The 12,800-nt window shown below is 43.0% G+C and carries 7 protein-coding genes; 1 reads left to right on the forward strand and 6 read right to left on the reverse strand.

Annotated features, from left to right (window positions below; translation table 11 throughout):
• From AC1DUA_RS20795 to AC1DUA_RS20810, 4 genes are all read right to left on the reverse strand, one after another.
• The coding region (locus AC1DUA_RS20795; RefSeq protein WP_477501585.1) for a response regulator at positions 1-813 on the reverse strand (813 nt) is incomplete at its 3' end.
• Positions 814-888: 75 nt separating this feature from the next.
• Positions 889-2,682: a cache domain-containing sensor histidine kinase gene (locus AC1DUA_RS20800; protein ID WP_477501586.1), complete on the reverse strand. Its 1,794-nt coding sequence runs from the start codon at positions 2,680-2,682 to the stop codon at positions 889-891.
• Between the two features lie 409 nt (positions 2,683-3,091).
• On the reverse strand, positions 3,092-4,186 hold the full coding sequence (locus tag AC1DUA_RS20805; RefSeq protein ID WP_477501587.1) for a cohesin domain-containing protein: 1,095 nt from the start codon (positions 4,184-4,186) through the stop codon (positions 3,092-3,094).
• 44 nt (positions 4,187-4,230) lie between these two features.
• Positions 4,231-5,910: a hypothetical protein gene (locus AC1DUA_RS20810; protein WP_477501588.1), complete on the reverse strand. Its 1,680-nt coding sequence runs from the start codon at positions 5,908-5,910 to the stop codon at positions 4,231-4,233.
• A gap of 1,080 nt (positions 5,911-6,990) precedes the next feature.
• On the opposite strand from AC1DUA_RS20810, the gene AC1DUA_RS20815 reads away from it, so the two are divergent.
• Entirely contained in the window at positions 6,991-7,806 is an 816-nt protein-coding gene (locus AC1DUA_RS20815) for an S-layer homology domain-containing protein (RefSeq protein WP_477501589.1), read from the forward strand.
• A 97-nt stretch (positions 7,807-7,903) separates the two neighbouring features.
• On the opposite strand, the gene AC1DUA_RS20820 is transcribed toward AC1DUA_RS20815, so the two are convergent.
• The gene (locus tag AC1DUA_RS20820; protein ID WP_477501590.1) at positions 7,904-12,478 is read right to left on the reverse strand and encodes a beta-L-arabinofuranosidase domain-containing protein; all 4,575 of its coding nucleotides are present in this window, start codon (positions 12,476-12,478) and stop codon (positions 7,904-7,906) included.
• A 21-nt stretch (positions 12,479-12,499) separates the two neighbouring features.
• Positions 12,500-12,800: dockerin type I domain-containing protein (locus tag AC1DUA_RS20825; protein WP_477501591.1), on the reverse strand; the 301-nt coding region annotated here is incomplete at its 5' end.

The raw sequence follows: 12,800 nt of genomic DNA on the forward strand, positions 1-12,800 counted from the left end.
CCCTAAACCGATCGTTACCGTACAGGCTAAATCGTTCTCTACGTTCAATCGAATCCGTTCGCAAATGCTTTCCAGCTTATTGAATGAGCCGTCAGGCGATCCYATGATCAGAACCAGATGGGCATCATGATCATAACAGCCGACACACTGAAAGGCACTTTGCATATCATTTTGGGCGATTTCTTGCACCCTGGCTTTGCGAATCAGCATACCCTCCTCAAGGTTCCTCTCATCGCTTGTATCCAGATCGACGACAATCGCCCGATAATGCAACCCTTCCGACTTTATTCCCAAATCATTTAATTGATCCCGTTCGTAACTGGAACTAGAGATACCGTTGCCCTGCAGCCAACCATTCAGCACTTGCTCCTTCATGACAGACAGGCCTTCGCTCGCCTGCTTTCTTAAATCGTCCAACTCAAGTTCGCCAAGACGCTCCGTTCGTATCAGTTCCTTTATATCAAGTAAGGAGCTTTGAAGTTCTTCTTCGTTAATAGGTTTCAGCACGTAATTTATAACGCCTAACTGTACGGCCTGTCTGGCATACGCGAATTCGCTGTGGCCTGACAACACCAGAAATTTTAATTTCCGATCGCGCTCTTTGGCTTTGTGTATAAACTCCAATCCATCCATAATCGGCATATTCATATCGACCAACACGACATCAGGCTCTATGTCGGCCATCAGTTCCAGTGCTTCCACCCCGTTTTTTGCTTCCCCCGCGATTTGATAGCCCAGCTCACTCCACGGCAGCGAAATCTTCAAGGCTTGCCTGAAGTAATATTCATCATCGACGATAAGCACTTTGTACATGCTCTTTCCCCCTATTCTATTCATTCCTTATTTTGCGGATAATAGAAATGCCAGCCTCATGGATGCGAGCGGGAGCTAATGATGACGAAGAGGCAATACGATTCTAATTTTAGTATAAACGCCGTGTTCGCTTTCAACTTGGAGTCCGTATCTTTCCCCATACAGCATTTGGATCCGATTAGATACGCTTCTAATCCCAAATCCTCCAGCTTCATCAAGAACATTGGATCCGGCCATTATATCCTTACTTTGATTATTGTGCATACCAACCCCGTTATCGTAAATTTCAATTTCCACATTGTTGCCGCTTCGCTTTCCTGTAATACGTATGATTCCTTTTTCCTTTTTGAGCTTTAATCCGTGATAGATGGCATTTTCCACAATTGGCTGTAAGGTCAACTTCGGTATCGAATACGTCAGTATTTCATCATCAATTTCCATCGTATACGCCATATATTCCACATAACGTAGCTGCTGAATTTCCAAATAGCTTTCCGTTAAACGCATCTCTTCACCTATCGATATGATATCGTTACCCTTGCTTAACGAGATCTTATAGAAATTCGCCATGTATTGGGCTGCCTGTATGGCTTGCTTCCCTAGGCCCAGCTTAATGAGCGAAATAATGGTTTCAACCGTGTTGTACAAAAAATGTGGCTTCACTTGCGATTGCAGCAATTTAAATTCGATCTCAGCCTTTGTCCTTTGTTTCTCGACGTTTTCGGCCATAAGCGCCTCAATGCGATTCATTAAGTTATTGAAGCCCTCGCTTAAATATCCGATCTCATCTTTGGATTGGTAGGTACTTCTGACTTGCATCTTTCCCGTCCGGATTTCTCTCATTGTCTTAGCAAGCTGGAAGATGGGGCGCGTGATCGATCTGGACAATAGAAAGGATACAATTAATGCTAATAGCAAGCATGCTGCGCCGATCCCGATCATCAATTGATTGATTTGTTTCCGATCTGAAGAAATATCATCCATAGGGATAACGCTTACAATTGTCCATTTCAACGGTTCGAATCGCTGCGTGAATATCAACATTTCTTGGCTTCCGCTGCCCTGGGTAAATGCTGTGTCTTTACCATTCTCGGGGATGCTTATGGAGACGGCTTCCTTGAAATCCCGGTATAACATGGCTTTATTCTGTGAGGAAATAATTCGGCCGGCGGAATCGACGATATAAAATTCCCCTCCCTTATTTTCCCCTTCGTAAATTGAAGCAATCGTCGTTTCTTTCACGTACAAGAAAACTCTGCCTACCATTTTACCCGTATCTTTATGAATAACCGTTTTGGAAACCGCGAATACATTGTGTTCACCTTCATACAAGAATCCGAATTTAATTAAGCCTGTCCAAGTGGGTAAATAGAAACGATCATCTGTTCCATAACCTTCACCGAATATGCGGGAAGCATATGCATTATCGGCAAACCCGACGTCCACCCAGTGATGATTCGAAGTGAGAATGCTTACCGCTTTAATTTTTGTGTTAGGCTCCACAATATTGCTGATCGTCTCTGAAAGGGTCTTTTTCATCGAAAGGTTATTTAAACCTTCAACCGGCCTGCTTGCATTGAACTCACTATTTAATAATAAATCGTTATAAAGCACGTTTTGCAATCGATAATCGCTGGCCAAAATTTTGGAATAGTCTTCAATTGTAGCTACCAAAGTTTGAAGGTTGTTTTTGATGAGCACAAGTTCTCGGGATGAATTATTGATCTCTTTCTCGATGAGGGCTTTCTGTGAAATCGTGTTGGCAAAGTACGACTGAGTGGAAATAAATACAACAATGATTAATATATTCGCTATGAATATTTTGTTCTTAATGGAAATCCCGCCTATATACTTCGAGAAACCATTCATAATGTGATTACTTCCTTTCTTTTCAATTCGACAAGAATTATTGTGGATATAACAATTAAGAGAGGACTGATCTAAAGTGCGTGGAAAAAGAACCTTACAAATAAGATATCTATGTGGGAGTTCTTTATTAAGAATAGCATAGGTTTAATACGTTTCAAATATATGATACCCATTATAAGACTAGAGTCCTAAATTCTATGTATAAAAGGATAATAAAAACCAACCATTATAAATTAACATTAATTTACTTTTATATATAATTAAGTTAAATATTTAAAAACCGGAACCCCAACGGAGTCCCGGCCCTCAGCCTATCCAACCTCACTCAACTTTCCATCCCGAAAATGCACAACCAGCTTCGCCTGCTGCGGAATCTGCAGATCATGCGTAATAGAGTATAACTAACGAATTAATTGATGTTGGTTGCGACATACCCAAGATCCCAGATATCAATTTTGTTATCGTCGTTCATATCAGCAACCTTAGCTTTTGCCCAATCTGCGCTGGTGGAGTTCTTKCCATAGTGATAAGCTACAATCGCGAGGTCACCTACGTTAGTTTCTCCATCACCGTTTATGTCTGCATTCTTATTAGCTGTTCCTTTGAAGGTGTCAATGGAGGTGTTGAGTGCTGCAAGAGCACTGTCAACTTGGGCATGAGTTGCGCTTGCATTGTCCATTACAGCAATTGCGGTGTTAATTGCTTCAAGGAGTGCGTCTTTAGCTGCTTGCGGATATTGGCCAGGTTGAGTACCTACTATAGCCGCGTTGTACAGGCTTTGTGCACTCGTAATTGCTGCATTCAAAGCAGCTTTATCCACTTGATTAGTACCAACAACGGATATCGTCTTGCTGCTCAGTGCCGCAGTGGTTACGGTTCCATCAAGACCGCCAGTCTTCGCTTGAGAGACTGCAATGGTTCCAGTCGTATTCTGAACACCGGACTTTACTTTAAAGGTTATATTCAAAACCGGTGTACTGGTTCCAGCTATCCCTCCGACATTTACGGAAATTATTCTCACTTTTCCAGGGGTAGTAGTATCTTCTCTCAGAACCTGAATGTTACTGGTTGCACCCGCTGCACTAACATAATCGAATACGCTTGAATCATAGCTTAACGTGATATCCTCTGCGTACACGCTTTGTGTCACGCTATCCAGGCTAACAGCAGCTGTAAAAGTACTTTCAGGTGTCACACTGTTGTTAGCTGCGATTGTTGCTGTAAGCGATTTGACTTCTTCTCCATTACCAGGTGTATACATGCCAAGATCCCCAAGGTCAATTGCATAGTTGTTCTGGAGTTTCTCGTATTCGCCTGCAAAGAAATCGTCCAGGTATGAATGTCCAAGAACGAATCTGTCCGGATTCACAGCGCCATAGTAGCCGGCATTGGCATTGCTCTGACTGTCAAACAACACATAGCTTCCCTGCCACCCTGAGCCGGCTACGCCCCAGCTGATGATGTGATCGATGTAAGGGGCGAACCTGTTAAACAGTTTGTACATCAACGCGTACTCATAACCAAGGGCGTCAGACTGTCTGACATTGATTACTGCGGGAGCGACCGCGCCGCCGCCTGGGCTAGTAGTCGGCAAAGCCAGTTGGTGTTTTTCAGTGTCTGTCTCCAGCTGTTCGGATCCGCTGGGATGGTCTCACTGTGGCGGCTTTCGTGGACCTCCTCGTTTAGCACATCCCATGAATTGAAGGGGATTACTCCGCGAGATACACTTGAGCCATACTTCGTATCTGTGGTCAGGAAATGCCGCATCACGTACATTGTGTGGTTAAATTGCACTCTTCTGGCCATTTCTTTATCTACCTTAACCGTTGTTGTAACGCCGTTGCCCAATCCATAGTAATCGGTTGTTCCATTATATCCCAAGGGAATGGTCGCGGGAATCATCTGTCTCATCCATGCAGGGGCCTGGTTGTACCATGCCAAAACGTGGGCGTGAGACTTATACTGTCCGGGAGTTCCGGAATCCCTGATTGCTTGATAAGAACTGGTCGGTAAACTGTATTCACCTATACCAGGGGTGGTGGTTGCGCCGCTCAGAGCCTCGCCAGTAACGCTTTTCAGCCAACTAGGGCCGCGGGGATGCGTTCCTTCGGCCTTGAGATTGTTGCCGTCGACAAAGATTTCATAGTGATTGGCTCTTGTTCCGGTTACTGCTCCAGTTCCGATCGTACCAACCATGAACGTGCCATTTTGCCTGTTATAAACATTCTTTAAAGGCGTTACGACACTTTGATTTTCCTTATTGACAACGTTAGGAAGTGCAACACCGTTAGGGTCCGGTGCGGTTATTTTGATGTTGGCGACAAGAAGCATACCAGTTTCTGCGGGACGGCCGTTCTCGCCATGGAGCTCAAGAATGAAGTTTGAGGAAGTGCCTGTTGTAGCTGTAATGCTGGTGTGCTTCAATAACCAGGTCTCACCGTTATAGCTGCCGATCCAGTCGGGGTTAAGGTTGTTGTACTCGTACTCCCTTAGGTAGGTATCGATGTCAGAGCCGGCATTTCTGATTCTCCACCTCATAAATTTCCCCTGCGCGCTCTTGGGATAGTACACATCAAACTCAATATTTGAGCCTGCGGGGACATCTACACTCGGGGTTAACGGAGATTGGAGGGTCATTCCTCCGAAGGTGGTTTTTCCGTTATGGACGTAATTAATCTGGAGCACATCAGCTTTGCCTTGGGAATCTACAAAAGGATACGGAATTACTTTGTATCTACCACCAGCAAAGTCGGCAGGGACACGGTTGTCAAGCGGTGTTCTTGAGGTCCAGACATTAGTGGGCGCAGTAATTTTTACAGGTATTCTACCAGGACCCGGATCAAGACGGAAATAAGGATCTGAACCGTCCGCTTTGATCTTTCCAGTGAAACTCACTATTGCATTTTCAAGACTGGCTATGGCTTCGCTGGCGGGAGTGAGCGCATTGCGTGCGAACTCCAGCGCGTTATCAAGATCTTTGAGTTCGTCGGCGTACACCCAGGGGAGAGCTTTATTCACATCGGATCCAACGTCAGTGTGGCTAATTTGAAGTGGGAATTCCTCATTACCGGCTTTTAAAGCTTCAGCTTTTGCAATGAGGTTGTTCAGTTCATGTGTCTGTTCACCTTCGGCTGCAGCGGCCGGGACGGGGGCAAACGCGAAGAAAGAGAACAGCATGATGACTACGAGCATGCGGGAGACGTTGATTAAGAGTTTTTCACGGTTCATCTTCGTTTTACTCCTTTTCTTAAGGCAACCTCTCACTTCTCATTTTAGAGTCGCCAATTTTAGATTTCGGAATTTTTACAACTATACCGATAAAAATATTGTTTTTGTTAAAGATTTGGATACTTTAATGAATTGACCATCAAATATTCCTTCATTTCTTACTGAGCACTTGTCCTTAGGGTTACGTTGTAAGTAGCTTGATGGTCAATATAAACACCTCCCTATAATGTTGGTCTGTAAATCTTGAAAACGCTTACACCAAAGCGAATACAAAGTCTCGTCCTTCTACAGCCTTAACAGTTAAAAGCAGCTTAACTGTTTGTCAACGACGGTGTAGACTATCTTCTTATCTCTGCAACTCTGTATTAACTATTAATAATATGATATACAAACCTTATTTAACTCCATGGAAGGATAATAGATCATTTGTATTTTTTTCGAAAGCGTTTACAAATTAGATCCTAGTTCGCAATATTGATCATCCCCGTAGTGGCACTATAGCCGCAAGCCGCCGTGAATAACATTATGTAGGAAGCTGCAATCAAGACTCCCATTTCCCTCTTCATTTTCATGATTTATTTCCTCTCCTACATTCACCTTTTGGTTGGTGTGACCCCATTATAAAACGCTTCCATAATAACTTTATACGGACTTTCAAATTCATTTCGTATAAATTTTTTGGGTTATCTATGGTGTCTCGGTAAAAAGTTCGTTTTTATGGGAGAAAATTATTCTTTACTGTAAACATGCATTTACAGCATCCATAGTAACAATCTCACAAAGCTTCTCGGATTAAGAATTAGAAGATATAGAGCGTATTTTCGGAAATTTAATATTTTATAAAGTTGAATCATTTATTCGAAAGTATTGTTAGTTTGTCATTGCTCAAAATGAGGAATAAAAATTTATAATTTTTGAAATGTAAATCTTCATCGATTCTAGTTATGACACAGGTTTATAATAGAATCACACTAAAATCGCTAGTGCTATTGCAATTTCATATTTTGAGTTTATGGTATATTTTCGTGCTACGAGTGGGAGAGACTCATCCCCCTCGTCATATATTGGAGGATGGTAGACATGCTTAAACGTAAACTGATTATAACAACTCTATTTTGCAATCTATGTTTAACTTTAGCTGCAGCAGCACCTGCAATTGCAACAAACGAATCCAAATTCGAGATGACGGCTCCCGTTACAGAAGCAGCCAACGGAGAATTTACAGTTACGTTGAAGGCGCAAAATATCGAGGACTTATTCGCATATGAAGTAAAACTTGGCATCGATGCCAACAATGTCGAAGTGGTTAAGGCGACCACAGCTATTAACGGATTCTCCGTTCCACCTATAGTGAAATACAATGAAATTACTTTTGCTCATACGAAAGTTGGTAAAGTGAGTGGTGAGAAGGGGTCCGTAGATATCGGCACCATCACTTTCAAGGCAAAAAAGGCAGGAACGACAATCATTAATTGGACAGACATCAAAGCATTAGATCTGAAGGACGATACAGGGATAAATCCTTTTGCCGATGTACCCTCTGGAGCCTGGTTTGAGACCAGTGTGAAAAGGGCTTATGCAGCTGGACTTATCAACGGCCTCTCGGATAACGCGTTTGCACCGGAACAAAATATCACCCGAGAAGAAATGACAGCCATGTTATTGAGGGCTAAAGCCCATGCAAACGGGATAAATATGGATGATATGACGGTCAACGAATCCATCACGTTTAGCGACGAGACTGCCATCAACAATTGGGCCAAAAAAGCAGTTGCACTTGCAGTAGAATCCGGCCTAATAAACGGAAGAACAGAACGAGAATTTGCTCCGCAAGAGCATGCCAGCCGAGCTGAATCCGTTGTTGTGCTGAAAAGGCTTCTAGCAGCGTTGAAATAAAAAGCTTCCCTTCCCGCTTATTGCCGTGGGAAGGGAAGCTTTTCTTGATCAGGATTCTCCAATAATACAGACAACCTCGCAGAACGTAATCACCATCTTACTCAGCAAAGATTAATCTTGCCAATGCTGCCAAATCCTCAATGTCGATCTTACCATCATTGTTTACATCGGCAGTTTTAAACTGATTCCAATTTGAATCCGCCGAGGTGAAACCATAATGGGCTGCTGCAATAGCAAGGTCACCGATTGTAACGTTGTTGTCTCCATTGACATCTCCCGGCGCTTGGGTAATGACCGCAGCTACAAAAATCTGTACTGCGTTACTTAATTGGCTCAGCGCCTGATCAATCTGTTCCTGCGTCGCAGTACTATCTAGAAACACGCTATCGGCACTTTGAATGGCTGCAGAAAGCGCCGTCTTCGCACCTGCCGGATATTGTCCCGGTCTTGTTCCTTCAACAGCTACGTCGTATAGTGCTTGAGCTTGCTTAATAGCAGCACGCAAGGCGTCTTTGGTAACGTCTACTGTAATATTAAACTGATATGGAGCCGGATTCGTTATTGTGGATTCTGTTCCACTTCCGTTCGCCACAATCATACTAGTCACACGTACTGTACTAGTCTCCGTTTTATTAACCTGCTTGGCTTTAAATTGCAGCTTCAACAAATTCGAAAGATTATCCGCTTCCTGACCAGGCTGCAAATCTGCAATAAGCAACCGTATTTTCCCTGGCGATAGGGCCTTACCCACAATGGTTAGACCTTCCTTAAGGGGCTCGGCCGCAACAAATTCAACACGCTCAGGATCATACTCGAATGTTATATCTTGGGCATACACATTCGTCATTATTGTGTTCGTTCCTAGTGTTACATCAAAGATTTGATTGGAACCAACGCTTCCTGTCCCCGTTAATATAGCCGGACTTTCTGGTGTATCCTCACCTTTTACAATATGAACGGTGTACTGCTTCGCTGTCGTGTGATCCTCCGCTTTCGCTGTCAGCACCAGTTCGGTGGTATCTCCCGTTAATGTGATTGTACGCTCCAATTTATCATTGATCAGAATATTACCGACATACACAATCCCATATTCGTCAGTAGGATTCGCTTTCATCGTAACAGATTGTGCCGAACGAGGTACGGTCAGCGTGTATTCCGTCAGGTTAGGATCAAATGACTTGGATAACGTTCCTTTATCAAACGATAAACTCATTAAGTTCGGATTGGATTTGAAATCCGTAATCACACGGAAGATATCAAACAATCCTCCCACGAATCCTCCTGTGCTAGCAAATTTAACTGTTACATAATGTATCATTCTTTGCACGGAATTTCCATTTCCATCGGTTTCAGTTACGATCTTGGTTCTACTGTTATCCACCATTTCCTGCTTAATTTTACGGATCTGGTTATAGAAATCTCCTGGATTTCTGTTTTCAATCGTTTCGCTCACAAATTTGTTATCATCGACGTAAATATCAAATTTGCGTCCAACGTCACCACTATAATAGGTTGTAGACAGATAATTAGCCACGCTTGGGGTTACTTCCATATCATAGCTAAACCATCCATTAGCCCGAGCATCCCGGTACGGCTTGCCATTGTAGGTGCCGACAGTAGAATTGGATGTAAGACGGTTTGCGGCCAGTTCATATTGATCGTTCGCTACAATAACGAAACTAACGCTTGAAGATTCTGTCCTCCCTGCTTCCTTCTCTCTAAGGATGGCTTGTTGGAAAAATTCTGAATCTGCGGAGACAAGATTGAAATAGATGCCGTACCGGTCCAAATATCTTGTGAAATGCGGGGTAAACGTTAAGAGCCCCCCATCAACATCTGTACCTCGTAACGTAAATTCAAGCTTTCCAGGTGTTTTTACAAGATTTTGCATGATATTCGTCTTCCAAGCCTCTATATCTCCATTTGTTACCGTAATGAAGTCTCTTGCAGATGTATCCCTATTCGGTTTCAATACATTAACACCATGCGGACTTGTGGTCATGTTATTTGTCCCTAATCCTGCGCTAAGCACAACGGGACCATACTTAAGGGCAATGGTATCCGGACCATCAGGCAGATTGTACAATACAACCTCCATCGGGAAATCCAGTGTAATTGTCGTGCCGTCTGTCCAGTTTTGTGAAAGCGCGATATAACCATTGTCTACCGTGTAATTTTGAACTGTCATTCCGTTTATCTTTACTTGTGGGTTTGTTTTCGCCCAATCCGGTATTCTGAATTTAAGTACGGTGTCTGTTGGTCCTGTTGTGTTAAGTGTAAAAGTAACCTTTCCGGAAGAAGCGTCTCCTCTCCCCGTATTTGGAAGCTCAGAAAGTTGAGTGATTTTCAAATTTTTATCAGGCATCGTCAGGATCGAAGATAGATACATATTGACATAAATACTATTTTCTCCAGTAAAGTAAACACTATCATTTAGCTTCGCGAAGTTCTCCATACCCGTTCCTGTACAGCACCAGAAATGGAAAAACTCGCTGCTGAATACTTTAAAATATCCTGTGTCCATTGGCTGGAAATAAGTCGTCATTCCTGTTTCGGGATTTTGGGAAGATATAATCGAGTTCGTGTATGTATTTTCATAAAAGTCTGCGTACTTTTTATCTTTTGTAATCTTATAAAGTTCTTTGCTCAGCTTTAACATGTTATAGACGTTACAGGTCTCATCGTTCACATTCGTACGCTCGGCGTCTAGAGAATCGGCAGGACCAAAATGCTCGTTATCACTATTGCCTCCTGTAATATAGGAATGATGCTGCACAACCATATCCCAGAAATTTTCTGCTACCTGTAGATAATATTTTTCACTCTCCGCTTGATCAAGAACTGTATATCTCTTCAAGGCTCCAATGACCTTCGGAATCGTCGTATTTGCATGTTTGCCATTTAAGACGTCCACGTTATTGTAGAAGGAATCAAACAAGTTCTTTTCATCAAATTTCTCAGCCGCCAATTTTATGTGCTCGTTCCCGGAAAGCTTATACAGATCATATAGGGCATCATTCATTCCACCATATTCAACACTAAGGACTTTTGCTTTCATCGCAGCATCCCATTTGGAAGTGCGGTTGTAAATATATTCACCAAACTTTTCCGCCACTTGGATCGCTTTCTCATTGTTGCCGAACTCAGCAGCACTGACTAAACCAGCCAAAACCTTGTGAATGGTATACCATGGTACCCAAACCGCCTGCCCGTTTTCTACTCTGTCGAGAAATGAGGTTGGGAACGCAGATACATATCCATTGCCATTTGCATCTTGACAAGCTGCCAGTTCATCAATGATATAATCAAGCCGTTCTTTCAAACGGGCTTTCGTCTCGCCTTTCGCATTCACATACGCCATTGAGATAGCCGATAGGTAGTGCCCTAGCGTATGCCCCCGAATTTCTGTGTTTTCCCACCCGTCGTAGACCGGAGCTTTAGCCGTAAAACCGCTGGTCGTGCGAAATGCGCTAAGAAGACGATCAGGTTCCAATGACAACAAGTAATTTACATCTTTGTCAAATGCATTCGTATAGTAGTTATCTGTTAATACCACGTTGGACATAGGCACATCCTCCAAGAAGTCCGTGTCATTTTTCGCGGGTACCGTGATTATGAATTCTTTGGAAACTTGTTTCCCGCCAAACGTTACAATTGCTGTTAATGTTACAGTGGCATCCGACTCTCCAGCAGTCGGCCTGTTTACGCTTCCCAATAAATCAATTACATTCTCATTATTTGATGTCCATGAGATTGTCGATTCCGACTTGCCTCTCAAAGGAAGGGATAGATCCCCACTGGCTTGCTTAGGGAGCGAAATCGATTCCGCATCGCTTCTAGCAACCATCTCATAATCGAAAGTGGTTCCGGATTGTTGCTCATACAACGCGAGAATATCTTCATATCGGGCTGCGGTGCTGAAAATTTCATAATCATCGAGAGCAAATTTGGCGTAAGCTCCATTATAATTCGGACCGTTATAACCAATTGATTTTTGGGTTGTTTCGTCGGGAGTAATAAGTCCATCAGCACCATTAGAGCCATAGTTATAATCAACACTTGTGCTTTGCTTAATTCCGTTACGATACATATTTACCGTCTTCGTCTTACTGTCATAGGTGATGGCAACATGTGTCCAAACTCCGACAGGGAAAAAATCTGTTCTATTGCCGCTTACACTTACTTTGTAAGGCTGCATATTGGTATCGGATGATCCCAATGATATGGCCAGCGGCTTGCCCTCATTCTCCGACGATACATACCATCCGTCGCTGTACCATGCGGTTTTGTTCCACATCATCATCTGCTCGCCGGTCATAGTAGCATTAGGCTTGATCCAAAAAGATAGTGTAAGATCCGATGGCTGAAGCGTACCACTTTTCCCAAGATCAATGTAAGTGCTTCCATCCAACTTTAAAGCCTTACCTCCATGGACGCCTTCAATGTAAGAATAATTACTACCTTTCATTGCCCCATTGTTCCCCTTTAATGAACTATCCTTAAGATTGTTTTCAAATTCCAGGGAGAGAACCTTTGATGCATTCAAAACTGCTAAAGGATCATATTCGGCTGCGAGCACAGCATGCCCTGAAAGTAAATCCCCTGAAAGCATTGCCGCAGATAACGCTATTATGGATATTTTACGACGATTACTCTTGTATTTATTTTTCATGGATTATATTCCTCCTTAAAATTATTCGAGGATCTTGGCTGCAATGTATGCAATGTCAATAATATCGATCCTATTATCTCCATTCATATCTGCCATACTGGCAGTCGCCCAATCTTCACTCGTTGAATTCTTACCGTAATGGTAAGCAACAATTGCAAGGTCACCTACATCGAGTCTTCCATTTTTGTTTAGATCTGCTGATACGCCCTTAATGACCGCCGCTTTGAAAGTAGCTTCAGCATTCCCTAACACTTCTACCGCAGTATCCACTTGAATCTGAGTGGCACTTACGTTATTTTTTACCGCTAGTGCTGTGCTGATC

This window comes from Paenibacillus sp. 01T422 (genome assembly GCF_056398785.1).

What these genes read in the sequence shown, in the direction of transcription:
- AC1DUA_RS20800 (WP_477501586.1), bottom strand. Translation starts at nt 2,682, where the DNA reads ATGAATGGTTTCTCGAAGTATATAGGCGGGATTTCCATTAAGAACAAA.
- AC1DUA_RS20810 (WP_477501588.1), bottom strand. Translation starts at nt 5,910, where the DNA reads ATGAACCGTGAAAAACTCTTAATCAACGTCTCCCGCATGCTCGTAGTC.
- AC1DUA_RS20820 (WP_477501590.1), bottom strand. Translation starts at nt 12,478, where the DNA reads ATGAAAAATAAATACAAGAGTAATCGTCGTAAAATATCCATAATAGCG.
- AC1DUA_RS20815 (WP_477501589.1), top strand. Translation starts at nt 6,991, where the DNA reads ATGCTTAAACGTAAACTGATTATAACAACTCTATTTTGCAATCTATGT.